We start from the raw sequence: 25,012 nt of genomic DNA on the forward strand, positions 1-25,012 counted from the left end.
CCGCAGTTTTCTCGTTCTCGCTCCCACCCCTTTGGATACATTGATGTATCGGATACATTCCCGTATCGAATGGAGGCCGGACATGGTGGTGGAGGGCACGACCAAGCGCGTCACCAGGCGCCGCGTCCGTACGCGGGCCAATCTCCTCGACGCCGCGTTCGCGGTGTTCGCGGCCAAGGGATTCGGCCGGGTCTCCATCGAGGAGGTCTGCGAGGCCGCCGGCTACAGCAGGGGTGCCTTCTACTCCAACTTCGACAGCCTGGACGAGCTGTTCTTCGCCCTCTACCAGCAGCGCGCGGACGTGATCGCCGAGCAGGTGTCCGGGGCGCTCGCCCTCGACGGGCCCGACCTGGACGTGCCGGCCGCCGTGGACCGGGTGACGGACGTGCTGCTCCTGGACCGCGACTGGCTGCTGGTGAAGACGGACTTCCTGGTGCACGCCGCCCGCGACCCGGCCGTCGCGCGGACCCTGCTGGAACACCGCGCACGGCTGCGCGGGGCGATCGCCGACCGCCTCTCCCGTGCCCAGGTGCGCAGCGCACTGCCCGCCGTACTCGGCGACATCGACGGCGCCGCACACGCCGTGGTCGCCGCCTACGACGGAGTCACCACCCAACTGCTGCTGGACAAGGACGTCGAGCACGCCCGCGTCTGGCTGGGGCAACTGCTCACGGCGCTGCTCACCGACGGCAGCGACACCACCGCATGAGGACATGAGGAAGGGACGGTCGCCATGGATGCCGACGTCATCGTCGTCGGAGCAGGACTCGCGGGCCTGGTCGCCGCGAGCGAACTGACCAGCCGGGGCCGCAGGGTCGCGCTGGTGGACCAGGAGAACGCCGCCAACCTCGGCGGGCAGGCCTTCTGGTCGTTCGGAGGGCTCTTCCTCGTCGACTCCCCGGAGCAGCGGCGCCTGGGCATCAAGGACTCCCTCGACCTGGCCTGGAACGACTGGCAGGGCAGCGCCCAGTTCGACCGGGTGGACGACGAGGACTCGTGGGCGGTGCGCTGGGCGCGGGCCTACGTCGAGTTCGCGGCAGGTGAGAAGCGGACCTGGCTCGACACGCACGGCATCAAGTTCCTGCCCACGGTCGGCTGGGCCGAGCGCGGCGACCTGCGCGCCGACGGCCATGGCAACTCCGTGCCCCGGTTCCACATCGCCTGGGGCACCGGCACCGGCGTCGTGGAGCCCTTCGTCCGGTACGCCGAACAGGCCGCGCGCGACGGGCTGCTCACCTTCTACCACCGGCACCAGGTCGACGCACTGGTCATGGAAGACGGCGCGGTCAGCGGAGTGCGCGGCACCGTCCTGGCCGACGACAACTCTCCGCGGGGCGTCGCCTCCAACCGCGACCGCATCGGCGAGTTCGAGCTGACCGCCCAGGCCGTCGTCGTCACCAGCGGCGGCATAGGCGCCAACCACGACATCGTCCGCCGCTCCTGGCCCGAGCGGCTCGGCACCCCGCCCACCGAGATGGTCACCGGCGTCCCGGCCTACGTCGACGGCCGGATGCTCGACATCAGCGCGGAGGCGGGCGTACGGCTGGTCAACCGCGACCGGATGTGGCACTACACCGAGGGTCTGCAGAACTGGGACCCGATCTGGCCCGGCCACGGCATCCGCATCCTGCCCGGACCGTCCTCCATGTGGTTCGACGCCCTCGGCCGCCGGCTGCCCGACCCGTGCCTGCCCGGCTACGACACCCTGGGGACCCTCAAGCACCTGCGCACCGACGCGGACATCGCCGGACACGACCACTCCTGGTTCATCCTCAGCCAAAAGATCATCGAGAAGGAGTTCGCGCTGTCGGGCTCCGAGCAGAACCCCGACATCACCGCCAAGGACCGCGCCGGGTTCCTGAAGGAGCGGGTGCTCGGCAAGGGCGCCCCGGGGCCGGTGGCGGCATTCGTGCGCAACGGCGCGGACTTCGTGACCGCGCCGAACCTGGAGCAGCTGGTCGGGAAGATGAATGAGCTGACGGACAAGCCGCTGCTCGACGCGGAGGGCATCCGGCGCCAGATCGAGGCCCGTGACCTGCAGATCGCGAACCCCTACAGCAAGGACGCCCAGGTGCAGGGCATCCGCAACGCCCGCCGCTACGTCGGCGACCGCCTCGGCCGCGTCGCCACCCCGCACCGCATCCTCGACCCCGCGGCCGGCCCGCTGATCGGCGTCAAGCTGCACATCCTGACCCGCAAGACCCTTGGCGGCATCCAGACCGACCTCGACTCCCGTGCGCTCGGAGCCGACGGCACGCCCATCGACGGTCTGTACGCGGCCGGCGAGGTCGCGGGCTTCGGCGGTGGCGGCGTCCACGGCTACAACGCCCTGGAGGGCACCTTCCTCGGCGGCTGCCTCTTCTCGGGCCGCACGGCGGGACGGGCCGCGGCGCGGCAGACGGCCTGACGGCGGCGTACGGCCCGTCTCCTCACGCCTGCACGAGACGGGCCAGCACGGCGGCGTGGCTCTGCTCGGGAGTCTTCGACGAGGTCAGCAGGGTCACCGCGCCCTTGCCCGCCAACTCCCTGACCCGGTCCAGGAGTGCGGCCGCCTCGGGAGCGGCCAGCTCCGCCTCGTAACGGTCGGCGAACTCCTCGTACGACCCCTCACCCGCGTGATACCAGCGGCGCAGCTCGGTCGACGGGGTGATTACCTTGGGCCACTCGTCGACGTGGGCCGCGTCCTTCGACATGCCGCGCGGCCACAGCCGGTCGACCAGGACGCGCACGCCGTCCTCGGGTTCGGGTGCTTCGTAGACGCGACGGATGCGCACGCTCATGCCGGGCCTTTCTCGGACGTTCGCGCTCGGAGGCGAGCCCCTCGGATGCGCGTGGCGACCCGCCGAAGCCGACGGATCCTTACAAGTTCCTTACAAGTGTCGGTCAAGGACGATGCATGATCACGCACAAGTCCCGTGTCGCCCTGCTGGTCGCCTCCCTGCTGCTGACCGGCTGCGGCGCCGCTGCCACGGCGACGCCGGATGAGGAGCCCGCTGTCACCCGGGCCCCCAGGCCCGCCCACGCCGCCGAAGCCGCAGCCCGAGCAGCCGCCGAGGCCGCCGCCCGGAAGCTGCCCGGCCTGGGCCCGGTGACCTGGGCCAGGGTGCCGTCCGAGACCCGGCAGGCCGTCGTCGTCACCGGACGCGACAGGAACTCCTCACACTCCACCGTCGTCCTGTACGAGCGCACCGACACCGGCTGGAAGGCGGGCAGCAGCTGGCCCGCCCGCAACGCGTTGCGCGGCTGGACCGACCACCACCTTGCCGGCGACCTGCGCTCACCCATCGGGGTCTTCACCCTGACGGACGCCGGGGGGCTGCTCGATGACCCCGGGACCAGGCTGTCGTACGACTACGGTGACGGATTCACCGCCAGCGGTACCGGCTTCGAGGGCGAACCGCTCGCCGGTTCCTTCGACTATGTGATCGCCATCGACTACAACCGCAGGAGCGGCACTTCGCCCCTCGACCGGAGCCGCCCGCTCGGCGCCGAACTCGGCGGCGGCATCTGGCTCCACGTGGACCACGGAGCGCCCACCCAGGCCTGCGTCAGTCTCGCGCGGGAGCACATGAGGCTGCTGCTGCTGGCGCTGGATCCCGAGCGGCATCCCGTCATCGTCATGGGCGACGCCGAGTCGTTGGCCCGCTGACGTCCCCCGAACGGCTCAGGGTCCCCCGCGTATCCGTGCAGGTGCTGGTCGCCGGTCATCCGGCCCGCTGCCGCAACGCCCTTCGCTCGTCCTCGCTCTTGCCACCCCAGATCCCGATGAACTGCTCCGTGTCGAGCGCCCAGCGCAGACACTCCTCCCGGACGGAGCAGCGCCGGCAGACGGCCTTCGCCTGCTCCGTCTGCAGCAAGGTCGGTCCGGACGTGCCGATCGGAAAGAAGAGGTCCGGGTCCTCATGGCGGCAGCCGGCGTGGTCTCGCCAGTCGTCCATCAAAGTCACCTGCGATCGTCGACGTGCCCTCGGTGGAGCATTACTCGTTTTCGAGTCGCCTGTCGATGCGTAAGTGAAACCCGGTTGGACACCGGCGAATCCAGTCACTGTTCGCGCATGCCCCACGGGGAGCCGTACGCGGTCAGCAGGTCCAGGAAGGGACGGGCAGGAAAGGCCTCAGGGCCCAGCACGCCCGCCCCCGACCAGGCGCCGGTGGCGAGGAGTTCGAGGGCGACGACCGGGTTGATGGCCGTCTGCCACACCACGGCCTGGCTGCCGTACTCCGCCATGGACCACTGGTTGTCGACCACGTGGTAGAGGTACACCTCACGCGGCTTGCCGTCCTTGACGCCCCGCACCCAGGTGCCCGCGCAGGTCTTGCCGTGCATCCGGTCGCCCAGCGTCGCCGGGTCCGGCAGACATGCCGCGACGACGTCCCGGGGCGAGACCGCCACCGGTCCGGCGGTGCTCGGCACGGTCACCGGCTCGGTGCTGTCCAGGCCCAGCAGGTGCAGCGTCTTCAGCGTGCCGATGAACTCCTCGCCGAGGCCGTACTTGAAGGTCACCCGGCGCGCGTCGACCCAGCGCGGCATCAGGAGCACCTCCTCGTGCTCCACGTTCACGCACTCCACCGGGCCGATGCCCTCGGGGAAGTCGAACACCTCGGGCTCGCTGAACGGTGCGGTGGTGAACCAGCCGCGGCCGTCCTCGTAGACGACCGGCGGATTGAGGCACTCCTCGATCGTCGTCCAGATGCTGAAGGACGGCGCGAAGTCATAGCCGTCGACGGTGAGGTTCGCGCCGTCGCGGACGCCGATCTCGTCGATCTCGTCGAACAGTTCGTCGGCCGCGTGCCGGGCGAACACATCCGACAGGCCCGGCTCCACGCCCATGCCGACGAGGGCCAGCGCCCCCGCCTTCTCCCAGTCGGCCGCCGCTTCGAACTGGGCGTCGCCCAGCTTCACCCCGCACTCCTCGTACGGTCGCTCCGGGTGCGGCCGTGACAGTGACATCGCCATGTCGACATAGGTGGCCCCGGCGGTGCGGGCGGCGCCGAACAGCGGCATCACGAACCGCGGGTCGGTGGCGTTGAGCAGCACGTCGCACGCGTGTCGCGCCAGCAGTGCGGCCACCGCCGCCTCGTCGTTCGCGTCGACGCGCTCCGGCCGGAACCGGGCGTCGCCGCCGAGGGCCGCCACGGCCGCCTCGGCGCGCGCGAGGTCGTAGTCGGCGACCACCATCGCCTCGAAGAACGGACGCCGGGCGGCGATCCGGGTGATGGCGGTACCCACACCGCCTGCACCCACGAGCAGTACACGCATGACAAGACTCCCTCGGCTTGAAGGCCTACGACGTGGTGGGGCCCCACAGGAGATACAACGCGGCCCGTTCACGTAAGGTCAATGGCGTTGGCATAAGGCGGAGCGTGCGGCATGGACTGCGGCACAGGGACGGAGAGCATGGTGCCGAAACCGGTCGTTCCGGAGGAGAAGCGGCGCCGACGCCGTCCCACGAAAAGCGGCACCGTGCTGTCCGAGCGGCTCATCGTCGAGACGGCCCTGCGCATGCTGCGCGAACACGGCAGCGCCGGTCTGACAGCCCGCCGCCTCGGCCTGGCCCTCGACGCCGACCCGAGCACGCTGTACCGCTACTTCCGCGGCATGGACGACCTGACCCTCGCCATCGGCGACGCCCTCATCGGCCAGGCCCTGGAGGGCTGGGAGCGGACGGGGGAGTGGCGGGAGGACCTGCGCGCCGTCGGGCTGCGCATCCACGCCGCGTACGTGGCCCATCCGCAGGCCGCCGCGCTGACGACCAGCCGGGTCACCGGCCGGGCCAACGAACTCGCCGCCGACGAGGCCGTGCTGGACGTCCTGCGGACCGCCGGGTTCTCGCTGTCGGACACCGTGCGCATCTACCACGCCTTCATCGATCAGGCGCTGGCGTTCGCGGCGCTCGACGCCGCGTCGTTGGCTCTGCCGAGTGACTCGTTGCGTTCGGACGAGGGCATGTGGCGGTCGACGTATGCGCGGTTGCCCCGGGCCACCCATCCCCGGATCGCCGAGGCGGCGCCCCTGCTGGCGAACCGGATGGTGACGAGCGCGTATCCGACGGCGCTGGACATGCTGTTGGCCAGCGCGGCCACGGAGTTGGAGGCGCTGTAGTGCTCCGACGGCTGTGCCGCGACACGCTGTCGTGCGGGCCGCCGGTACCAAGTCGCCCGTGATGTTCAGCGTCGCCCGTGAGTTCAGCCGCGAAGTGCCTCGGCCGCCGCCCTCGTCACCGCCTCCGTGACCGCGGCCAGCGCCGGTGAGTCCAGTTTCCACTGCTGCCAGTACAGCGGGACGTCGAGCGGCCGGTCCCGGGCCAGGTGCACGAGGCGGCCGGCTGTGAGGAGGGGTTCCGCCTGGACCTCGGGGATCAGGCCCCAGCCCAGTCCGGCGACCACGGCCGACAGGAAGCCCTCCGAGGTGGGGACGTAGTGCCGCAGGGCGCTCGCGCCTGTGCGGCTGTGCCGCAGCCTGCGGACGAACGCGTCCTCGAGATCGTCACTGCGGTCGAAGGACATCACCGGCGCCCGCGTGAGTGCGTCGCCCAGCGAGCCGCCCAGATGCCGCTCGGCGAACTGCGGGCTCGCCGCCGCCAGATAGCGCATCCGGCCCAGCGGCCGTACGGAACACCCGGCCACGGGATCCGGCGACGAGGTCACCGCGGCCATCACCAGGCCCTCCCGCAGCAGCATCGCGGTACGGCTCTCGTCCTCGCGCCGCAGCTCGAAGCAGAGCTGTGGCTCCTCCGGCACACGGGTCAGCGCCGCCAGGAACCACGTCGCCAGCGAGTCGGCGTTGACCGCGATCGACACCTGGGTCGCCTCCCCGGCGCCGCTCATGCCGAGCTCGGCCCGCGCGTCCCGCTCCAGCCGGGCCAGCTGACGGGCGAACCGGACGACGACCGCGCCCGACTCCGTCGGCCGCACCGGTTTCGTGCGCACCAGCAGCACCCGCCCCGTGCGCTGCTCCAGCGCCTTCACCCGCTGACTCACCGCGGACGGCGTCACATGCAGCGCCGCGGCGGCCGCGTCGAACGTGCCCTCGTCGACCACCGCCAGCAGGGTCCGCACCTGGTCGAGGGGAAGCTCGGTCAGCTCGCTCTTCACGACAGCTAATGATACGTAAGGATCTTTAGCTGTACGTAAAGAGATCGCTTCCCTAGCGTCAATGGCATGACAAACGCCTTGACCACCGCAGCCGCCGGATTCGGCACCGGCCTCTCCCTGATCGTCGCCATCGGCGCCCAGAACGCCTTCGTGCTGCGCCAGGGAATCCGCCGCGACGCGGTCCTCGCCGTCGTCGGCATCTGCGCCCTGTCCGACGCGCTCCTGATCACCTTGGGCGTGGCCGGTGTCGGCGCGGTGGTCGTGGCGTGGCCCGGGGTGCTCACGGCGGTCGCCTGGGCCGGCGGGGTGTACCTGCTCTGCTACGGCGCCCTCGCCGCCCGCCGCGCCGTCAAGCCGGGCGGTGCCCTGCTCGCGGACGGCGAGGCGGTGCGGTCACGGCGGCGGGCGGTGCTGACCTGCCTGGCGATGACGTGGCTCAACCCGCACGTCTACCTCGACACCGTCTTCCTGCTCGGCACGGTCGCCGCCGACCGCGGCCCGATGCGCTGGACGTTCGGCCTCGGCGCCGTGGTCGCCAGCCTGTGCTGGTTCGCGGCGCTGGGCTTCGGGGCTCGCCTGCTGAGCCGCCCCCTGGCGAAGCCCGTCGCTTGGCGCGTCCTGGACGGACTGGTCGCCGCGACGATGGTCGTCCTGGGGGTCTCCCTGATCTCCGGGGGCGGCGGGACCTGATCCGTCCTCCTAACACCCGCCCGGTGCTGAGATAGTGATCCCCGACGAGAAAGATGTAACGAGCATCCAGGAAGCGCGTGGACACCAGCGAGAGCAGCGCACAACCACAGGAGAAGGACCCGTCCGCGGTGATACCCGCGCGGCGCGGCTGGCGACGCTGGGCAATGGACACCCGGCCCCTGCGCCGCCCGGCCTACCGCCGCCTGTGGTCCTCGACCATCGTCACGGCCGTCGGGAGCCAGCTCACCGCGGTCGCCGTGCCCAAGCAGATCTACGACATCACCGGCTCCTCGGCCTGGGTGGGCGCCGCGAGCCTGGCCGGACTGCTGCCGCTGGTGGTGTTCGCCCTGTGGGGCGGGGCCATCGCCGACAGCATGGACCGGCGCAAACTGCTGCTGATCACCAACAGCGGCATCGCGGTCACCTCGGTGCTGTTCTGGCTCCAGGCCGTCACCGGCCTCGCGTCGGTGGCCGTGCTGATGGTGCTGCTCGCCGTGCAACAGGCGTTCTGGGGGCTCAACGCCCCGGCCCGCAGCGCCTCCATCGCCCGCCTGGTGCCCGCCGACGAGTTGCCGGCGGCGAACGCCCTCGGCTCGACGGTCATGCAGACGGGTCAGGTGGTCGGCCCGCTGCTGGCCGGCGTGCTCATACCCGTGATCGGCCTGGCCGAGCTGTACCTCATCGACGCGCTGGCCCTGTGCGTCACCGTCTGGGCCGTCGCACGGCTGCCCGCGCTGCCGCCCCTTGATGCCACCGCCCAACGCCGCGCGGGCGTACGGGAGATCGTGGACGGCTTCCGTTACATGGCCCTGCACAAGGTGCTGTTGCTGTCCTTCCTGGCCGACATCATCGCCATGGTCTTCGGCATGCCCCGCGCCCTGTTCCCGCAACTCGCGAGCGAGACCTACGCGCCGTACGGCGAAGGACTCGCCCTCGGCCTGCTGTTCGCGGCGATCCCCATCGGTGCCGTGCTGGGCGGACTGTTCTCCGGCACGTTCTCCCGGGCCCGCCGGCACGGCTGGATGGTGATCGGCGCGGTCGTCGCCTGGGGCGCCGCCATCACCGGATTCGGGCTGAGCGGAAGCCTGTGGCTCGCGGTGGTGTTCCTGGCTCTCGCCGGGGTCGCCGACATGGTCTCGATGGTCTTCCGCGGATCGATCCTGCTGTCCGCCGCCAGCGACGAGATGCGCGGCCGGATGCAGGGCGTCTTCACGGTCGTCGTGGCGGGCGGCCCACGCCTCGCCGATGTGCTGCACGGCACGGCGGGTTCGGCCTTCGGCGCGCGCACGGCGACCGTGGGCGGCGGACTGCTCGTCGTCGTCGCGATGCTGGGCCTGGCCGCGGCGGTGCCCGCCCTGCGCCGCTACCGGGTCTGAGGGTCAGAGGGCGCTGCGCCGATGCTGTCCGTACTGCTCCATGAGCCTGCCCCGGGTCATCTCCAGCCGGTGGGCGAGGATTTCGGCGACGTGCCGGATCAGGGACATGCCGAGCGCCGGTTCCTCCTCGCACAGCCGGAGCACCGCGTCGGCCTCGAACTCGTAGGCGCGCACTTGGCTGAAGGCCTCCGCGCCGAAGTCCCACTGGTACGGGGGGAACAGCCAGGACCAGCCGAGCAGATCGCCCGCGCCGAGGCTCGCGACGGTGACCCGTTGCACGGATGTCACCTGCTGGTCGAGGGAGACGGCGCCCGAGCGGATGACCCAGAAGCGGTCGGCCGTGCCGCCCGCCTCGAAGATCCGGGCGTCCTCCGGGAAGGAGACCTCCCGGGCGAGCGCCATCAGGTGCTGGCGCTGGGGCGGCGGAAGGGCGGTCAGCAGTTTGATCGCTTTGGTCATGACACGGGGCTCCTCACCGACGACTGAGGTTCCGGTGCTTCCCTGCGTCCATTTCAGCCGCTACGGCGGCCGTGAGCACCTCGGCGGAGCGTGGTTTCGGTTCTGGCCGGGAATCTTCGCGGGAGCGGGGCACCCGCGGCATTAAAAAGCCCTGGCTGGACGGGGGAGACCAGCCAGGGCCGTATTTGGTGGTGCAGGGGGGACGATTGCGATCTTCTCGCGGTCTACCCCGAGACCACTTATGAATGAACCGTAAACCATCTCGCCGGGTTCTGCGTAGCCGAGACCGGGGTAAGTGACCGGTTTCACTCGCCCTCCGCCATCACCCTGACCGTCTCCAGTCGGGGATCGCTCGGATCGGGGAGGTTCATGCCCGCGGCGAGACCGGTGACCAGATAGCGCAGGACCGGTCCGGTCAGCCGTTCACCCGGCAGCACGACCGGGATCCCGGGCGGATACGGCGTGATCATCTCGGCGGCGACGCGTCCGGCGGCCCTGTCCACCGGGACGTCCTCGGTGGCGGCGAAGAACGCGTCCCGCGGTGTGACGGCCTGCTCCATGCGCAGCTGCGACGGCGGCGGCACGTCGATCCGGGGCGCGGGGCGCAGCTCGGGCGCCGCCTCGGCGAGGGACTTGAGCGCGGCGAGCAGTTCGCCGGCCGTCCCGTGGTCGTCGCCGTGCGTGATCTGGGTGGCGATGCGGCGGTGGTCGTTCAGATGGGCGTCCACGTTCCGGTGCTCCCGCAGCCAGTCGGCGGCCTGGAATCCGCAGATGCCGAGGCCGTCGAGGTCGATGACGACCGGCAGCGGGTCGAAGTCCGCGGCGAGTCCCGCACCGCAGAAGTCGTCCCGGTCGTTGACGTGCATCCCGTCGATCTCCTCGACCGCGGACCGCACCTCGGCCACGAGATCGAGCGCGGAGCCCATGATCTCCTCGCCCCGCAGGGCCATCTGCCGCCGCCAGCCGTCCATGCCGGCGAGGATCAGCACCGACGGACTGGTGGTGCCCAGCAGGTCCGCCCGCATGCGCAGCACCGTCGCCGGGACGAGATCCCCCTGGAGGTGGAAGACCGAACCCTGCTCCAGGCCGCTGCCCATCTTGTGGATGCTGGTCACGCAGATGTCGGCGCCCGCGTCCATCGCCCACGACGGCAGCCCGGGATGGAACGGCAGATGCGCACCCCAGGCCTCGTCGACGACCAGCGGGCGCGAGCGGCGGTGACAGACGTCGGCGATCGCCCGCAGGTCCGCGCAACTGCCGTACGGTGTCGGGCTGGTGACCAGCGCGCCCTTCGCGTCGGGATGGCGCTCGAAGGCCGTCTCGAAGTCCGCCGCGGACGGAGGGTGGGCCAGATGCCGTTCGGCGTCCCACTGCGGCTCGACCCAGACGGGCTCGATGCCGGACAGGACGAGACCCGACACCACCGACTTGTGGGCGTCCCTGCCGAGCAGCAGCTTCTCGTGCGGGCCCGCCACGGCCAGCATCGCCGCCTTGACGGACAGGGAACTGCCGCACGTGGTGAAGTAGGTGTGCTTCGCGTGCACGGCGTCGGCCATCAGATCCTCGGCGTGCTCCATGACGCCGCTGTGGTGCAGCCGGTCGTCCAGACCGCCCGACGCCAGTACGTCACTGAGGAACACCGCGTCGCCCAGCACCTCCCGCACCGCGGGGTCGGCTCCCCGGGCCTGCTTGTGACCGGGCGGCGAGAACGACGTCCGCCCCTTGCTGTGGTAGTCGGCCAGCGCTTCCAGAACCGGGGCACGGGTGTGATCGGCTGTCATGCGCCGTCGGGTGCCCACCGGGGGCGATGCCAATCGGCGGCGCGGGTCAGGCCTCCTCGGCGTGCGAGCCGGGGGAGAGGAACTCGTCCAGCACGTTGATCACGGTCTCGTAGGCGACCACCCGCACGTCGGCGTCCCGGGCTGCCGCTGGGTCGGCATGCTCCAGTTCGTTGCTGCGGGCCTGCCAGACCCGCTCCTCCCGCCGGGCGTAGGCCCTGGCGCGCTGCATGCGCCTCAGCAGTTCGTCTGAGTCCACGACATCGGTCATGACTTCCGCGTACCCCGGTATCGCCGGGACGAGCCCTCATCCCCGGCATCGCGGACAAGCCGTCATCCGTCCGATGCCTTCACGGGGACGCCCAGGGGACGGGCCAGACCGGACACGGCCTCGTCGAGGCGTTGCAGATGCCGCAGGACACGGTCGGTGACCCGGCCGTAGCGCGGTGCGCCGGGGACGGTCCGGCCCAGGAGCGAGGCGATGCTCGGGCCGGTCTCGAGGCCGGCCGTGGAGAGTTCGTCGGTGACGTGCGCGGCGATCGCCTCGATGTTGTGCGCGATGCGCCCCGCGGCCCGGCGCAGCCGGGGGTCCGCCGCGATCGAGGGATGGGTGGGCAGCAGCTCGGCTGTCGCCGCCAGCGCACGCGCGTGATAGGCACAGGTCTCCAGCAACGCGACGACGTAGCGGGCGGTCTCCTTGCGGGCCCGCAGCGGCGTCACCGGATGCGTGAGCGGCTGCACGGCGGCCCGCAGGTCGGCCAGCGCCTGGTCCAGATCGCGCGCCTGGTCGAGCAGCTCGACGGGCGGACCGCCGCTGAGCTGGTCGACGGCACTGCGGGTGACCTCGCCGAGCCGTTCCAGCACGGTGGCCAGCAGTTCGTTCGTACGGCGGTCCGTCTGCACCGGCAGGACCACCGCGGCCGCGATCACCCCGCAGGCCGCGCCGAGCGCGGTCTCCTCGATGCGCAGCACGAGCACCGAGAGGCTGTAGGTCTGCAGCAGGGTGTACAGCAGCCCGAGCGCCGCGGTCACGAAGAAGGACGACAGCGTGTACGACAGCGGTGCCGAGTAGAACATCGCGAAGACGAACAACAGCACCAGCGCGAACGCCGTCCAGGTGTGGCGCCCGACGGCACCCGCCAGCACGATGCCGGCCAGGACGCCGAGCACGGTGCCCAGCAGCCGACGGTAGCCCTTGACCAGGATCTCGCCCGTGGAGGCGGTGTTGAGGAACACGATCCAGCAGGTCAGCACCGCCCAGTACCAGCGGTCGCGGGACAGCAGCTCGCCGCCGATGATGGCCAGCGTCGACCCCACGGCCACCTGCACGGCGGCGCGCGTCGTGGGGCGCCGCAGCCCGGCGGGCTCCTCCGAGGGGGCCTCCTCCTCCGCGTCGAGCACGGCGTCCTCCGCGTCCAGCTCCTCGCGTGAGCGCGCCGTGGCCGGGCTGTCGTCCGCCTCGTCCGGCGTCCCGCCCAGGGCGATGCGCAGCCCGAGGACCGCACGGGCGGCCTCGCCGATGGCCCGGAAGGCGTCCTGCACGGCGGGGGAGGCGTCGGGCAGGTTCTCCTCGTCGCGGTAGCCGAGGAGCCGGTTGCGGACCCGGGACAGCGCGGTGCCGGAGGCCTGGCCGACGGGGTGCAGGACGAGCAGGCGCAGGGCCTCGATGTCACGGCGCAGCGTGCCGGTCGCCTCCTCCCGGACGGGATGTCGGCTGCCCGACGGGACGGGAGCGCCCGGCAGATGCATGGCCAGGGTGTCGGCGCGCTCGGCGCCGCGTGCGGCGAGCAGCGACAGCCCCAGGCGCTCGGCCGCGATCTCGGCGTCCGCGACGCGCCGTTGGACGAGCCGGGCCATCGCCTCGTCGGCGGTTCCCTCCTCCAGCCGGCCCTGGATCAACAGCGCCGTCTCGTGCAGACGCGCGGTGCCCTCGCGTACGTGCTCCAGGGCCCGGTCCGCCTCCTGAGGGCCGGCGCCGAGCAGTTCGAGCTGCGCCGACAGCAGCTGGGCCAGCCGGGCGCGGAAAGCGCTGCGCAGCCGTTCGAGCACCCCCGTCGGCGTCTCGGGGACGAGCACGAACCGCACCAGGGCGCTGCACGCGAAGGCCACGGCGACCGCGCCGCACAGCGCGGGCAGGCCGGAGACGGTGGCGCCGACGAACAGGGACATGAAGTAGGTCTGGAAGCCGATCAGGCCCAGCGCGGTGCCGCGGTCGCCGAATCTGCGGCCGTAGACGGCACAGAAGATGAGCGCCACGAAGAACAGGTCGCCGGCCACGACATGACGGTGCAGCAGTGCCGCCAGGGTCATCGAGGCCAGCGCCACCGGGAGGCCCAGGGCGAGGGTGACGGCCTGCGGCCCGCGCTGTTTCTCCCGGATGGCGAAGGTGGCGACCATCGCCGCCAGCGCGCCCGTCACCAGGTGCGTCACATCGGCGCCCAGCAGGGCGAGCACGGCGACCGCGAGGGCGATCGCACCCGCCGTGCGCAGCCCCGCGGCCAGCCGTAGCAGCCCTGGGTCCGACGCCGCGACACGGTCCCGCACGCGCGCCCGGACCGGCCTTCCCGCTGACCTCACGCCGACGTACTCTCTCCCGCTCTCTTGCTGGTCACGCCGCGAACCGAAGGCCCTCAGCCGAGGCCGTCACCTCACTCAGCCGTCCCTTCGGGCGCCTGGGATCCGCCCTTCCCGGCCACGCGCTCCTGCAGCTGCTCCGGCGTCAGGTACGCGTGAACGAACTCGAAGTCCTTCAGCTTGGCGGGCCTGCGTGCCTGGAATCCGGTACGCACGAAGTCGTCCCCTGCGACGGCGTTGAGCAGCCAGTTCGTCATGACGCGCGTCTTGGCGACGTTGGTGCGCAGCGCCGACCAGTGGTAGCCGCGGGCGACGGCCATCGCCGGCAGGCCCTTCAGCTCGACGCCGAGGGGCTTGGAGACGGCGTCACGGCCGCCGAGGTCGACGACCAGGCCGAGGTCCTTGTGCTCGTACCGCCGCAGCGGCTGGTTGCGCAGGGACGCGATGACGTTGTCGGCCACGACCTTGCCCTGGCGCATGGCGTGCTGGGCGGTGGGCGGGCAGACGGCACCCTCCTCGCCCTTGGCGATGTCGGGTACGGCGGCGGCGTCGCCGAGCGCGAACACACCGTCGTCGCCGGGCAGTTTCATCTCGGCGGTGACCGCGAGCCGGCCCCGGACCGTGTCCGCGCCCAGCGTGGCGATCAGCGGACTGGCGACCACCCCGGCGGTCCAGATCAGGGTCCGGGTGGGAACCACCCGGCCGTCGGTGAAGGTGACCTCCTCGGGGCCCGCCTTGGCGATGGACACGCCCAGCGAGATGTCGACGCCGCGCCTGCGCAGGATCTTCTGCGCCGCGGTGCCGAGCTTCTCGCCCAGTTCGGGCATCAGCCTCGGCGCGATGTCGATCAGATGCCACTTGATCAGGTGCGGGTCGAGCCGCGGGTAGCGCTTGACCGCGTTGTGCGTCAGCATCTGCAGGCAGGCGGCGGTCTCGGTGCCCGCGTATCCGCCGCCGACCACCACGAACTGCAGCCGGGCGGCGCGCTCGGCCGGGTCCTGGCTGGCGTCGGCGAGGTCCAGCTGGGAGATGACGTGGTCGCGCAGATAGGCGGCCTCCGCCAGTGTCTTCATGCCGTAGGCGTAGTCGGTGAGCCCGGGGATGTCGAAGGTGCGGGTGACGCTGCCGGGGGCCAGTACGAGGTAGTCGTACGGCTCGTTGACGGTCCGGTCGGTGATGGTGCGGATGACGCAGACCTTGGCTGCGAGGTCCACGCCGATCGCGCCGCCCGGGATGATCCGGGTGCGGTACCTGCGGCTGCGGCGCAGGGACACGGCGATCGACTGGGGCGTCAGGACGCCGGAGGCGACCTGGGGCAGAAGTGGCAGGTAGAGCTGGTAGGAGGACGGCGTCACCAAGGTGATCTCGGCCTCGTCGGCGGAGAGTTTGCGTTCGAGTCGGCGAACACAGCCGACTCCGGCGAAGCCTGCGCCAACCACCAGGATCCTGGGTCGTGTCACGGTGATCTTCCCTTCTGCGGCTCCAGGCGGTCTGCCTCGACGTCGTTCGCCTGCCCCTGGATCGCGGCTTCGCACGCCTCGATCCCACCGCGCCACCGGCCGTTCCGCCAGCCGGGTGCGGCAGGCAGATGAACCCGTCGTCAGCCACCCTGCCCCAACCGGCGCGGGGGCACACCGGTTCGGGTGTGAAAGACGTGTCCGCTCGATCTCTTGACGGCTGATTGGTCTGAACCTAACGTCCGTCTCGATCGTCCATGTCAGGGACCGCAGTTCATATACATGACCAAGCGTCTCTCGTCATACGTGTGGCCAGGTGCGTGACGTGCGGTCCACCCCCCATCCGACAGGAGGCAGGATGCTCGTACGCCTGCGCACCCTCACCGTCACCACGGCGCTGTGCGCCACATCCCTGCTCGCCGCCCCACACGCCTTCGCCGAAGTCGAGCCCGGCGGCTGGCAGTCGGTGTCACCGACCTACACCGTGCAGGAACGGGGCTGCGGCCAGGTCGACGGCCTGACGTTCCGGCTCACCTGCTCCACCGCTAGCGGCGACCAACGGGCTGAACGGCGCTACGCCACCTACACCGGCGGCACCCGCCAGTTCGAGGGCTACTTCCGCATCACCAGCCTCAGTGGCACCCGGATCAGCCTCAAGCAGACCTTCAACGAGTCCGGCTCCGGCCCGTACTTCATGCTCGCCGTCGAGCGCGGCGGCCGGCTGTACGCGGTGCACGGCGGCGCCACGCTGTCCAACGCCGGCACCGTCGGCGCGACGGTCCGTGTCAACACGGTCCACCAGGTCGGCGTCGAGCACCGCACCTACATCAACGGCTCGCTCAAGCACACCTACGACAGCCCCGGCGGCAGCTTCTACGACAAGTTCGGCGCCTACCGCACCAACAGCGGCAGCGGACAGGCCACCGTGGAGTGGAGCAACGTCCGCTTCTGGCGCAAGTAGCGGCCGGCGTATGCGAGGAAAGGCGCGCATCGCGGCGTCGGCAGCGCTGATCCTGGCGCTGCCGGCCTGCTCGGCTCGCTCGGCCGGCACCGCGGACACCGACAAGCCACTGCGAGGTGTCCTCACGACACCCACGGACATCGACCTCGACTGGACGGACGACAGGCCGGGAGTCGCGGGTCACCTGCTGGAGTTCGCCACCGAGAAAGCCGGCCCTTACACCGTCCTGGACTACCTGCCCCGGCAGGTGTCGGACTACCGCCACCCCGACCTCATGCCGCACACCACGTTCCACTACCGCCTGCGGACCTACCGGGGCCCCGTCTCCCGGCCCGCCCGCGCCGAACTCCCGGACGGCATCCGCTTCACCTGGCCCGACACCTCCTCGGACGAGGACGGCTTCCTCCTGGAGATGCGCAGGAAGAACAGCACCGGGTACGAACCCGTCGCCGTCGTCGATCCGGACGTCACCGCCACGACCCTGGTCACTCTGCCCGGCGAGAAGACCGCCTCCTTCCGGATCCGCGCCTTCGTCCTCGGCGAGCAGTCCAATGTCGTACGGCTCACCACGGGCGAGTAGGCCCGCTCAGCCGAAGACGTTGTCCGCGTCGTCCCAGTGCGCCGGCTCGTCCACCAGGTGGTCCCGCGGCACACGCGAACGCGCCTGGTACATCGCGTCGATCTGGAGGGCGTAGTGCCCCACGATGGCGTCCCGGCGCAGCTTCATCGACGGTGTCAGCAGGCCGCTGGCCACGTCGAACGGCGCCGGCAGCACCCGGAACACACGGATGGACTCCGCGCGCGACACCGCGCTGTTCGCGGCGGCCACGGCCCGGCCGAGCTCCTCCCGCAGCGCGTTCTCCTCCCGGGCCTCCCGGATCCGTGCGTCGCTGCGCACCGCGAGGGAGTCGCGCCAGTACGCCAGGAAGTCCGGGTCCAGGGTGATCAGGGCCCCGACACAGGGACGGTTGTCGCCCACGATCACCGCCTGATGGATCATCGGATGCATCCTCAGGCGCTGCTCCAGGAGCGCCGGGGAGACACTCTTGCCGCCGCTCGTGATGATGACGTCCTTCTTGCGCCCGGTGATCGTCAGATAGCCGTCCGAGTCCAGCCGCCCGAGATCCCCGGTGGCCAGCCAGCCGCCGCGCAGCGCCGCCCGTGTCGCGGCCTCGTCGTTCACATAGCCCTGGAACACCGACGGCCCGCGCACGAGGATCTCCCCGTCGTCGGCCACCCGGATGTCCATCCCCGGCAGTGCCTTTCCGACCGTTCCCGACAGCTCCCGGCCCAGCGGTGGTGCCGTGACCCCGCCGCAGGTCTCGGTGAGACCGTAGGCGTCGTTCACATAGATGCCGATGCCCTCGTAGAACAGGGACAGTTCACGGTTCAGGGACGAGCCGGCGGACGTCGCCCGGCACACCCGGCCGCCAAGCGCGGCCCGCAGCTTGCGGTACACCGTGCGTTCGTACAGGGCGTGTTGCAGCCGCAGATCGTAACGGGGCCCGGGCCCGCCGCCCAGCCGCTGCCGTTCCAGTGCCGCCGCGAAGTCCCGCGCGGTGTCGGCGGCCCGCTCGAACAGCGCGCCACGGCCGGCCTGCTGGGCCGTGCGCAGGAAGTTCTTGTAGATCTTCTCGAAGATCGACGGTACGGCGCACAGATAGGTCGGCCGGAACGTGCGCAGCGCCGCCGACAACGCCTCCCCGTTCAGCTCGGGTTCATGGCCCATCAGCATGCCGCCGCGGATGGCCAGCCCCTGCACCACCAGGCCGTACACATGGGAGAAGGGCAGGAAGGCGAGAACCGACGCCTGCTGCTCGCCGGGCGGGATCACGGTGTGGCCCCAGCCCGCGAGGAGGGTGTCGCAGGTGCTCGCCAGACCGCGGTGGCTCAGCGCGCAGCCCAGCGGGTGACCCGTGGTGCCGGAGGTGTAGACGACAGTCGCGGTGGAGTCCGGCAGGACGATGCGACGCAGCGAATCGACCGTCGCGAACGGGATGAACTCGCCGCACTCCACGAGCTGTTGAAGCCCCCCGGCGTCCAACTGCCAGACATGCCGCAGCATCGGCAGCGATCCGCACACGGAACCCACCGTCATGATGGCCTGTTCGTCCTCGACCACCACGGCCACGCATTCGGCGTCCCGCAGGATCCACTCGACCTGGTCGCGCGAGGACGTCGGATAGATCGGCACCACCTCGGCGCCCACCGCCCACAGGGCGTAGCAGAACACCGTCCACTCGTAGCGGGTGCGGGCCATGACGGCCACCCGGTGGCCCGGTGAGATCCCGGACGCGATCAGGCCCTTGGCCAGATCGGTCACTTCGTCGCGCAGTTCCACGGCGGTGACCTCCTCCCACGTGGTGGAGGAGGGATCGGGGCGGCGCGCGAGCATCGGCAGTGTCGGATCGAGGGCCGCCATCTCGAAGACGCTGTCGGCGAGCCCGCCGGCCAGCGGCGTGACGGTCGGGGGAGCGAGGCCGAGGTCGCGCATGCGCTGCTCCTGATGTGTACCGGGTGTGACATCACCGATGAGTTCCGTTATCGGCGGTGCCCGAATCTAGCCCAGCTGGGAGCGCGTGGTGTCGAGAACTGACAATTGACCCCGTTCGGTGATCTCAGCCGCGGGGGCAGGGCGACAGCAGCACCGTGGCAAGAGGCGGCAACGTCAGCCGGATGCGGCTGTCCTCCGGCTTCACCGGGTCCGGGTTGACGACGTCGCTGCCGCCGTACCGGGCGGCGTCCGTGTTGAGTGTCTCCTGCCAGGCGATGACGTCGTCCGGCACCCACAGGGCGTAGTCGTGACGCACGACGGGGGAGAAGTTGGAGACGGCGAGCAAGGGGCTGCCGTCGGCACCGAAGCGCAGGAAGGCGAAGACGTTGTCGTCCGCCGCATCCCCCAGCACCCACCGGAAGCCGCCCGGGTCGGTGTCCCGTTCCCAGAGAGCCGGCGTCGTCCGGTACAGCCCGTTGAGGTCCCGGACCAGATCCTGGACACCCCGGTGGTCGCCCGCCGACGCGTACCCGGGATCCAGCAGCCACCACTCGGGACCGTGCTCCTGGGACCACTCGGCGCCCTGGGCGAACTCCTGGCCCATGAAGAGGAGCTGCTTGCCCGGGTGGGCCCACATGAAGCCCAGGTACGCGCGGTGGTTGGCGCGTCGCTGCCACCAGTCACCGGGCATCTTGGACACCAATGCCTGCTTGCCGTGCACGACCTCGTCGTGGGAGATCGGCAGGACGTAGTTCTCGCTGTAGGCGTACACCATCGAGAACGTCATCTCGTTGTGGTGGTACTTGCGGTGCACCGGCTCCTTGGCGATGTACTCCAGGGAGTCGTGCATCCAGCCCATGTTCCACTTCAGCCCGAACCCCAGTCCGCCGCTGTCGGTCGGCCGGGTCACCCCGTCCCAGGCGGTCGACTCCTCAGCGATGGTGATGACGCCCGGATTGCGCCGGTACACGGTCGCGTTCATCTCCTGCAGGAACGCCATCGCGGCCAGGTCCTCCCGCCCGCCGAAGGCGTTCGGTGCCCACTGCCCGGACTCCCGCGAGTAGTCGAGGTAGAGCATCGAGGCGACGGCGTCCACCCGGAGCCCGTCGATGTGGAACTCCTCGCACCAGTACGTGGCGTTGGCGACCAGGAAGTTGCGCACCTCGGTGCGTCCGTAGTCGAACTCGTACGTCCCCCAGTCCGGGTGCTCGGCCCGCCGCTCGTCCCCGGGCTCGTACAGCGGTTCCCCGTCGAACCGGCTCAGCGCCCAGTCGTCCTTGGGGAAGTGGGCCGGCACCCAGTCCACGATCACCCCGATGCCGGCCCGGTGCAGGGCGTCCACCAGGTACTTGAAGTCGTCGGGCGTCCCGAGCCGCGAGGCCGGCGCGTAGAAGCCGGTGACCTGATAGCCCCAGGACCCCGCAAAGGGGTGCTGGGCGACCGGCATGAGCTCTACGTGGGTGAAGCCGAGGTCGCTGACGTACGCGGGCAGCTCATCGGCGAGCTGGCGGTACGTCAGTCCCGGGCGCCAGGACGGGAGGTGCACCTCGTAGACCGAGAAGGGCGCTTGATGCACCGGGACGTCGCCCCGGTGCGCCATCCACTGCTCGTCGCCCCACTCGTGGTGCGAGGCGTGCACGATCGACGCCGTGTCCGGTGGGACCTCCGCACGGCGCGCCATCGGGTCGGCCTTGAGGAACCGGCCGCCGTGCCGGGAGGTGATCTCGAACTTGTACCGGGCGCCCTCGCCGATGCCCGGCAGGAACAGTTCCCACACCCCGGACGCCCCGAGGGACCGCATCGGGAACGCCGTCCCGTCCCAGCAGGTGAAGTCCCCTGCGACCCGCACGCCCTGCGCGTTCGGCGCCCACACGGTGAAGCGGGTGCCGGTCACTCCCTGGTGGGTCATCGGCTCGGCGCCGAGTGCCTTCCACAGCTCCTCGTGCCGGCCCTCGCGGATGAGGTGGAGATCCAGTTCACCGAGGGCGGGCAGGAAGCGGTACGGGTCGTGGACCTCGCACTCGTCGGACCCGTCCTCGGCGTACGCCACCAGCAGCGTGTACGCGGGGATCTTCTTCAGCGGCAGTACGCCGGAGAAGAGGCCGCCGCCCTCCGAGACCAGCGCGGTGCGCTCGCCGTCGGCCACGACGCTCACCGCACGTGCGAACGGGCGCAGCGCCCGGAAGGCGATCCCGCCCGGGACCGGATGCGCCCCGAGCAGCGCGTGCGGATCGTGGTGGGCGCCCGACAGCAGGCGCTCACGGTCGGCCGGATCGAGTGCGGGCGCGGTGGCGCGCCGGCCCGATCCGGCCGACTCGGGGCGCGAGGTCTCGTGCAGGGCCATGGGTCAGGCTCCTCTCACGGCGAGGCGTTCGATCGCCGCCATCGGTACGGGCAACCAGTCGGGTCGGTGCCGGGCCTCGTACAGGACCTCGTACACGGCGCGGTCGGTCTCATACGCACGCAGCAAGCCGTGCTTCTTGCGCGGGTCCCAGCCGGCGTGGGCGGCATAGCCCGCGCAATAGGCCTCACGGCAGCGGCGCGCCCATTCCGGACGCCACGGCCGGCGCTGCCGGGCGGCGTAGTCGAACGAGCGCAGCATGCCGGCGATGTCCCGCACCGGCGAGTGGACACCGCGCCGCTCGGCGAGCGGGCGGGACGGCTCGCCCTCGAAGTCGATGACGAACCACTCACGGCCCGCCCGCAGCACCTGCCCCAGGTGCAGGTCGCCGTGGATGCGCTGGTCCGGCGGCCCGGGGTCGCAGCTGGCGAGGGCGCCGAAGGCGGTGCGCAGGCCGGGCACATAGGGCTGCAGGGCGGGGACGAAGTGCGCGGCGATCTCCAGTCGCTCGGTCATCGCCGCCGCCATCTGGGCGTTCTCGCCGTGCGCCCGGGACGGGAAGGCCGACGCCAGCGCCAGATGCACCTCCGCGGTCGCCCGCCCCAGCTGCCGGGCTTCCGCCGTGAAGTCGCCGCCCGAGGTCAGCGCGTTCAGCGCCAGTGTCCAGCCGTCGGAGGCGTCACGCAGGAACGGCTGCAGCACGCCGAGCGTCGCCTCCCAGGGGTGCGTCGTCCGGAACCAGGCCACGGGGGCCGGGACTCGCGCGCAGCCCTGCTCGGCCAGCGCGCCGGACAGCTCCAGGTCGGGATTGACACCGGGCTGGATACGCCGGAACAGCTTGAGGATGAACGTATCGCCGTACACCAGCGAGGAGTTGGACTGCTCGGCGTCCAGCACCCGGGGCACCAGCCCCGCCGGCACCGACACGGACGGGTCCGCCTCGAAGCACAGCGGGCCCGCCGTGCCGGGATGCCGCAGCCGCTCCAGGAGCAGTTGGGCCGAACGGGGGTCCTGCAGCGCGTCGAAGACCGTCAGACCGGCCAGCGGCCCCTCCTCCGCACGGCCGATCAGCGCCCGGCCGAGCCGCGGCGACAGCTGCTGGCGTACGCCGAGCAGCAGCTGGTAGCAGTCACCGGCCGGGGGAGCGCCGCCGGGCGCGGGCACCGCGGAGTGACCGGCGTGCACCAGCAGATGCAGACAGCCCGGGAACAGCTCCGTCATCGACAGCAGTGCGAGGTCCGTGACGGGCCGGTCCTTGCCCGCGAACCAGCGCTGCCGGGGCAGCCACTCGCGCAGCAGTCCGGCGAGCGAGGCCATGGGGCTCGCGTCGACCGTACGGCTCGATCGGGGAGTTGCGGTCTTCTGCATGGTGACCCGTCCTTTCCTCGGCACACGCTCGAAGCTCACGCTCAAAGTCGTCGGCCGATGCGGGATGCGACTCGGGAGAGTCGGAACCAGTAGAAGCCGTGGCCCCCGAGGGTCAGCAGATACGGCAGTTCGCCGATCGCCGGGAAGCGGACCCCGCCGAACAGCTCGACCGGATGCCGGCCGGCGAACTCGCGCAGGTCGAGTTCGGTGGGCTGGGCGAAGCGCGCGAAGTTGTTCACGCACAGCACCAGGTCGTCCTCGTATTCGCGCAGGAAGGCGATCACGGCCGGATTCGACGACTGGAGTTCCGTGTAGGAGCCGAGTCCGAAGGCAGGATTCTGCTTGCGGATCTCGATCATGCGGCGGGTCCAGTGCAGCAGCGACGACGGCGAGGACATGGACGCCTCGACGTTCGTCACCTGGTAGCCGTAGACCGGGTCCATGATGGTCGGCAGACAGAGCTGCCCGGGGTCGCAGGTCGAGAAGCCGGCGTTGCGGTCAGGCGTCCACTGCATCGGCGTGCGGACGGCGTCGCGGTCGCCGAGCCAGATGTTGTCGCCCATGCCGATCTCGTCGCCGTAATAGAGGATCGGGCTGCCCGGCAGGGCGAGCAGCAGGGCGGTGAACAGCTCGATCGAGTGCCGGTCGTTGTCGAGGAGCGGGGCGAGACGCCTGCGGATTCCGATGTTGGCGCGCATGCGGGGGTCCTTGGCGTACTCCGCCCACATGTAGTCGCGTTCCTCGTCGGTGACCATTTCCAGGGTCAGCTCGTCGTGGTTGCGCAGGAAGATGCCCCACTGGCAGCCGGACGGGATGGCCGGGGTCTTGGCGAGGATTTCCGAGACCGGGTACCTCGACTCCCTTCGCACGGCCATGAAAATGCGCGGCATGACGGGGAAGTGGAAGGCCATGTGGCACTCGTCGCCACCGTTTTGATAGTCGCCGAAGTAGTCGACCACGTCTTCGGGCCACTGGTTCGCCTCGGCCAGCAGTACCGTGTCCGGATACATCGCGTCGATCTCGCGGCGGACACGCCTCAGGAATTCATGAGTGGCGGGAAGGTTCTCGCAGTTCGTGTCCTCCTCCGCGTACAGATACGGCACCGCGTCCAGCCGGAATCCGTCGATTCCCAGGTCCAGCCAGAAGCGCAGGGCGGCCAGGATTTCCTCCTGGACGGCCGGGTTCTCGTAGTTCAGGTCCGGCTGGTGGGAGAAGAAGCGGTGGAAGAAGTACTGCTTGCGGACCGGGTCGAAGGTCCAGTTGGAGGCCTCGGTGTCGACGAAGATGATGCGGGCGTCGGCGTACTGCTTGTCGTCGTCGGCCCACATGTAGTAGTCGCCGTAAGGGCCGTCGGGGTCCTTTCTGGATTCCTGGAACCACGGGTGCTGGTCGCTGGTGTGGTTCATGACGAAGTCGATGATGACCCGCATGCCGCGCTGGTGGGCGGAGTCGACGAATTCGACGAAGTCGGCGAGGTCTCCGAATTCGGGGAGCACGGAGGTGTAGTCGGAGACGTCGTATCCGCCGTCGCGCAGGGGTGATTTGAAGAAGGGCGGCAGCCACAGGCAGTCGACGCCGAGCCATTGCAGGTAGTCGAGTTTGGCGGTGAGGCCTTTGAGGTCGCCGACGCCGTCGCCGTTGCTGTCCTGGAAGGAGCGGACCAGGACCTCGTAGAAGACGGCGCGTTTGAACCAGTCCGGGTCACGGTCCTTGGCAGGAGTGTCCTCGAAGGTGTCCAGCACGGGCTCGTTGACGGTCATGACGCTCAGGACCCTCCGATCTGCGGTGGCGAAGCCTGGACATGGAGCACGTGCGCGGGGGCCCTGCCGGGCTCCAGACGGACGTAGTTGTTCCTGCCCCAGCGGAAGGTCTCACCCGTCAGTTCGTCGTGCACGGACAGGGAGGCATCCCAGTCCAGGCCGAGGTGCGGCATGTCCAACGAGACCGTGGCCTCCTGGGTGTGGTGAGGATCAAGGTTGGCGACCACCAGAACCGTGTCCGGGCCTGTGCGTTTGCTGTAGGCGATGACCGAGTCGTTGTCGGTCCGGTGGAAGCGGAGATTCCTGAGCCGGTGGAGGGCGGGGTGGCCCCTCCGGATGGTGTTGAGCTTGGTGATCAAGGGGGTGATCGTGCGGCCCTCGTGCTCGGCTGTTTCCCAGTCGCGGGGGCGGAGCTGGTATTTCTCCGAGTCGAGGTATTCCTCGCTGCCTTCGCGCAGGTGGGTGTTCTCGCACAGTTCGTAGCCGCTGTAGATGCCCCAGGTGGGGGAGAGGGTGGCGGCCAGGACGGCGCGGAGTTCGAAGGCGGGGCGTCCGCCGTGCTGGAGGAATTCGTGCAGGATGTCGGGGGTGTTGGCGAAGAAGTTGGGCCGCATGTAGGAGGCCGCTTCGCCGGAGAGTTCGGTGAGGTACTCGGTGAG

At 70.5% G+C, this 25,012-nt stretch carries 22 protein-coding genes; 8 read left to right on the forward strand and 14 right to left on the reverse strand.

The features are described from left to right. Positions 1-82 precede the first annotated feature (82 nt). Positions 83-709 carry a TetR/AcrR family transcriptional regulator gene (locus ACZ7L5_RS29255; protein WP_383232343.1) on the forward strand — a complete coding sequence of 209 codons (627 nt, stop codon included), beginning with the start codon at positions 83-85 and terminating at the stop codon, positions 707-709. Positions 710-733: 24 nt separating this feature from the next. Further along, positions 734-2,407 (forward strand): FAD-binding dehydrogenase, encoded by a 1,674-nt coding sequence (locus ACZ7L5_RS29260; protein WP_471520153.1) that lies wholly within the window; start codon positions 734-736, stop codon positions 2,405-2,407. A gap of 22 nt (positions 2,408-2,429) precedes the next feature. On the opposite strand, the gene ACZ7L5_RS29265 is transcribed toward ACZ7L5_RS29260, so the two are convergent. After that, on the reverse strand, positions 2,430-2,780 hold the full coding sequence (locus ACZ7L5_RS29265) for a DUF488 domain-containing protein (RefSeq protein WP_471520155.1): 351 nt from the start codon (positions 2,778-2,780) through the stop codon (positions 2,430-2,432). Between the two features lie 116 nt (positions 2,781-2,896). Between ACZ7L5_RS29265 and ACZ7L5_RS29270 the strand changes: the two genes are divergently transcribed. Then, positions 2,897-3,649: a hypothetical protein gene (locus tag ACZ7L5_RS29270; protein WP_471520157.1), complete on the forward strand. Its 753-nt coding sequence runs from the start codon at positions 2,897-2,899 to the stop codon at positions 3,647-3,649. Positions 3,650-3,704: 55 nt separating this feature from the next. Here the strand turns inward: ACZ7L5_RS29270 and ACZ7L5_RS29275 are convergent, their stop codons facing one another. Both ACZ7L5_RS29275 and ACZ7L5_RS29280 read right to left on the reverse strand, forming a co-directional pair. Continuing rightward, positions 3,705-3,938: a WhiB family transcriptional regulator gene (locus ACZ7L5_RS29275; protein ID WP_362389125.1), complete on the reverse strand. Its 234-nt coding sequence runs from the start codon at positions 3,936-3,938 to the stop codon at positions 3,705-3,707. A 104-nt stretch (positions 3,939-4,042) separates the two neighbouring features. Then, positions 4,043-5,260 (reverse strand): saccharopine dehydrogenase family protein, encoded by a 1,218-nt coding sequence (locus tag ACZ7L5_RS29280; protein WP_471520159.1) that lies wholly within the window; start codon positions 5,258-5,260, stop codon positions 4,043-4,045. A 141-nt stretch (positions 5,261-5,401) separates the two neighbouring features. Between ACZ7L5_RS29280 and ACZ7L5_RS29285 the strand changes: the two genes are divergently transcribed. Then, a complete protein-coding gene (locus tag ACZ7L5_RS29285; RefSeq protein WP_471520212.1) occupies positions 5,402-6,103 on the forward strand; it encodes a TetR/AcrR family transcriptional regulator in 702 nt (233 codons plus the stop codon). Positions 6,104-6,186: 83 nt separating this feature from the next. Here ACZ7L5_RS29285 and ACZ7L5_RS29290 read toward each other — a convergent pair whose 3' ends face one another. Beyond that, positions 6,187-7,095, reverse strand: a complete 909-nt coding sequence (locus tag ACZ7L5_RS29290) for a LysR family transcriptional regulator ArgP (RefSeq protein WP_471520161.1) — start codon at positions 7,093-7,095, stop codon at positions 6,187-6,189. A 66-nt stretch (positions 7,096-7,161) separates the two neighbouring features. Here ACZ7L5_RS29290 and ACZ7L5_RS29295 point away from each other — a divergent pair, with 66 nt between their 5' ends. After that, positions 7,162-7,785 carry a LysE/ArgO family amino acid transporter gene (locus tag ACZ7L5_RS29295; protein WP_471520163.1) on the forward strand — a complete coding sequence of 208 codons (624 nt, stop codon included), beginning with the start codon at positions 7,162-7,164 and terminating at the stop codon, positions 7,783-7,785. Between the two features lie 77 nt (positions 7,786-7,862). Beyond that, positions 7,863-9,161 carry an MFS transporter gene (locus tag ACZ7L5_RS29300; RefSeq protein ID WP_471520165.1) on the forward strand — a complete coding sequence of 433 codons (1,299 nt, stop codon included), beginning with the start codon at positions 7,863-7,865 and terminating at the stop codon, positions 9,159-9,161. A 3-nt stretch (positions 9,162-9,164) separates the two neighbouring features. On the opposite strand, the gene ACZ7L5_RS29305 is transcribed toward ACZ7L5_RS29300, so the two are convergent. From ACZ7L5_RS29305 to ACZ7L5_RS29325, 5 genes are all read right to left on the reverse strand, one after another. Next, on the reverse strand, positions 9,165-9,620 hold the full coding sequence (locus ACZ7L5_RS29305) for a cyclic nucleotide-binding domain-containing protein (RefSeq protein WP_328883839.1): 456 nt from the start codon (positions 9,618-9,620) through the stop codon (positions 9,165-9,167). A gap of 305 nt (positions 9,621-9,925) precedes the next feature. After that, positions 9,926-11,401 (reverse strand): aminotransferase class I/II-fold pyridoxal phosphate-dependent enzyme, encoded by a 1,476-nt coding sequence (locus ACZ7L5_RS29310; RefSeq protein ID WP_471520167.1) that lies wholly within the window; start codon positions 11,399-11,401, stop codon positions 9,926-9,928. A gap of 46 nt (positions 11,402-11,447) precedes the next feature. Beyond that, complete coding sequence (locus ACZ7L5_RS29315) at positions 11,448-11,669, reverse strand: hypothetical protein (RefSeq protein ID WP_471520169.1); 222 nt, start codon at positions 11,667-11,669, stop codon at positions 11,448-11,450. Between the two features lie 62 nt (positions 11,670-11,731). Next, the gene (locus tag ACZ7L5_RS29320) at positions 11,732-13,975 is read right to left on the reverse strand and encodes an FUSC family protein (protein WP_471520171.1); all 2,244 of its coding nucleotides are present in this window, start codon (positions 13,973-13,975) and stop codon (positions 11,732-11,734) included. A gap of 71 nt (positions 13,976-14,046) precedes the next feature. After that, positions 14,047-15,438 carry an NAD(P)/FAD-dependent oxidoreductase gene (locus ACZ7L5_RS29325; RefSeq protein WP_471520213.1) on the reverse strand — a complete coding sequence of 464 codons (1,392 nt, stop codon included), beginning with the start codon at positions 15,436-15,438 and terminating at the stop codon, positions 14,047-14,049. 349 nt (positions 15,439-15,787) lie between these two features. On the opposite strand from ACZ7L5_RS29325, the gene ACZ7L5_RS29330 reads away from it, so the two are divergent. Beyond that, a complete protein-coding gene (locus ACZ7L5_RS29330; protein WP_328883843.1) occupies positions 15,788-16,390 on the forward strand; it encodes a hypothetical protein in 603 nt (200 codons plus the stop codon). Between the two features lie 10 nt (positions 16,391-16,400). Next, on the forward strand, positions 16,401-16,970 hold the full coding sequence (locus ACZ7L5_RS29335) for a fibronectin type III domain-containing protein (RefSeq protein WP_471520173.1): 570 nt from the start codon (positions 16,401-16,403) through the stop codon (positions 16,968-16,970). A 6-nt stretch (positions 16,971-16,976) separates the two neighbouring features. Here ACZ7L5_RS29335 and ACZ7L5_RS29340 read toward each other — a convergent pair whose 3' ends face one another. The 5 genes from ACZ7L5_RS29340 to ACZ7L5_RS29360 form a co-directional block, all read right to left on the reverse strand. Continuing rightward, a complete protein-coding gene (locus tag ACZ7L5_RS29340) occupies positions 16,977-18,884 on the reverse strand; it encodes an AMP-dependent synthetase/ligase (RefSeq protein ID WP_471520175.1) in 1,908 nt (635 codons plus the stop codon). A gap of 124 nt (positions 18,885-19,008) precedes the next feature. After that, complete coding sequence (glgB, locus tag ACZ7L5_RS29345; protein ID WP_471520177.1) at positions 19,009-21,228, reverse strand: 1,4-alpha-glucan branching enzyme; 2,220 nt, start codon at positions 21,226-21,228, stop codon at positions 19,009-19,011. Between the two features lie 3 nt (positions 21,229-21,231). After that, positions 21,232-22,593, reverse strand: a complete 1,362-nt coding sequence (locus ACZ7L5_RS29350) for a maltokinase N-terminal cap-like domain-containing protein (protein WP_471520179.1) — start codon at positions 22,591-22,593, stop codon at positions 21,232-21,234. Between the two features lie 41 nt (positions 22,594-22,634). Then, complete coding sequence (gene treS, locus ACZ7L5_RS29355) at positions 22,635-24,353, reverse strand: maltose alpha-D-glucosyltransferase (RefSeq protein ID WP_471520181.1); 1,719 nt, start codon at positions 24,351-24,353, stop codon at positions 22,635-22,637. 5 nt (positions 24,354-24,358) lie between these two features. Further along, a partial coding sequence (locus ACZ7L5_RS29360) for an alpha-glucosidase C-terminal domain-containing protein (RefSeq protein ID WP_471520183.1) occupies positions 24,359-25,012 on the reverse strand: 654 nt, incomplete at its 5' end.

It is taken from the genome of Streptomyces sp. NPDC107528 (assembly GCF_055639295.1).

Excerpts from the sequence above, each read along its gene's own strand:
- ACZ7L5_RS29340 (WP_471520175.1), bottom strand. The coding sequence starts at position 18,884 with ATGCGCGACCTCGGCCTCGCTCCCCCGACCGTCACGCCGCTGGCCGGC.
- ACZ7L5_RS29260 (WP_471520153.1), top strand. The coding sequence starts at position 734 with ATGGATGCCGACGTCATCGTCGTCGGAGCAGGACTCGCGGGCCTGGTC.
- ACZ7L5_RS29350 (WP_471520179.1), bottom strand. The coding sequence starts at position 22,593 with ATGCAGAAGACCGCAACTCCCCGATCGAGCCGTACGGTCGACGCGAGC.
- ACZ7L5_RS29280 (WP_471520159.1), bottom strand. The coding sequence starts at position 5,260 with ATGCGTGTACTGCTCGTGGGTGCAGGCGGTGTGGGTACCGCCATCACC.
- ACZ7L5_RS29265 (WP_471520155.1), bottom strand. The coding sequence starts at position 2,780 with ATGAGCGTGCGCATCCGTCGCGTCTACGAAGCACCCGAACCCGAGGAC.
- ACZ7L5_RS29270 (WP_471520157.1), top strand. The coding sequence starts at position 2,897 with ATGATCACGCACAAGTCCCGTGTCGCCCTGCTGGTCGCCTCCCTGCTG.
- ACZ7L5_RS29305 (WP_328883839.1), bottom strand. The coding sequence starts at position 9,620 with ATGACCAAAGCGATCAAACTGCTGACCGCCCTTCCGCCGCCCCAGCGC.
- glgB (WP_471520177.1), bottom strand. The coding sequence starts at position 21,228 with ATGGCCCTGCACGAGACCTCGCGCCCCGAGTCGGCCGGATCGGGCCGG.
- ACZ7L5_RS29330 (WP_328883843.1), top strand. The coding sequence starts at position 15,788 with ATGCTCGTACGCCTGCGCACCCTCACCGTCACCACGGCGCTGTGCGCC.
- ACZ7L5_RS29315 (WP_471520169.1), bottom strand. The coding sequence starts at position 11,669 with ATGACCGATGTCGTGGACTCAGACGAACTGCTGAGGCGCATGCAGCGC.
- treS (WP_471520181.1), bottom strand. The coding sequence starts at position 24,353 with ATGACCGTCAACGAGCCCGTGCTGGACACCTTCGAGGACACTCCTGCC.
- ACZ7L5_RS29255 (WP_383232343.1), top strand. The coding sequence starts at position 83 with ATGGTGGTGGAGGGCACGACCAAGCGCGTCACCAGGCGCCGCGTCCGT.
- ACZ7L5_RS29310 (WP_471520167.1), bottom strand. The coding sequence starts at position 11,401 with ATGACAGCCGATCACACCCGTGCCCCGGTTCTGGAAGCGCTGGCCGAC.
- ACZ7L5_RS29295 (WP_471520163.1), top strand. The coding sequence starts at position 7,162 with ATGACAAACGCCTTGACCACCGCAGCCGCCGGATTCGGCACCGGCCTC.
- ACZ7L5_RS29275 (WP_362389125.1), bottom strand. The coding sequence starts at position 3,938 with ATGGACGACTGGCGAGACCACGCCGGCTGCCGCCATGAGGACCCGGAC.
- ACZ7L5_RS29335 (WP_471520173.1), top strand. The coding sequence starts at position 16,401 with ATGCGAGGAAAGGCGCGCATCGCGGCGTCGGCAGCGCTGATCCTGGCG.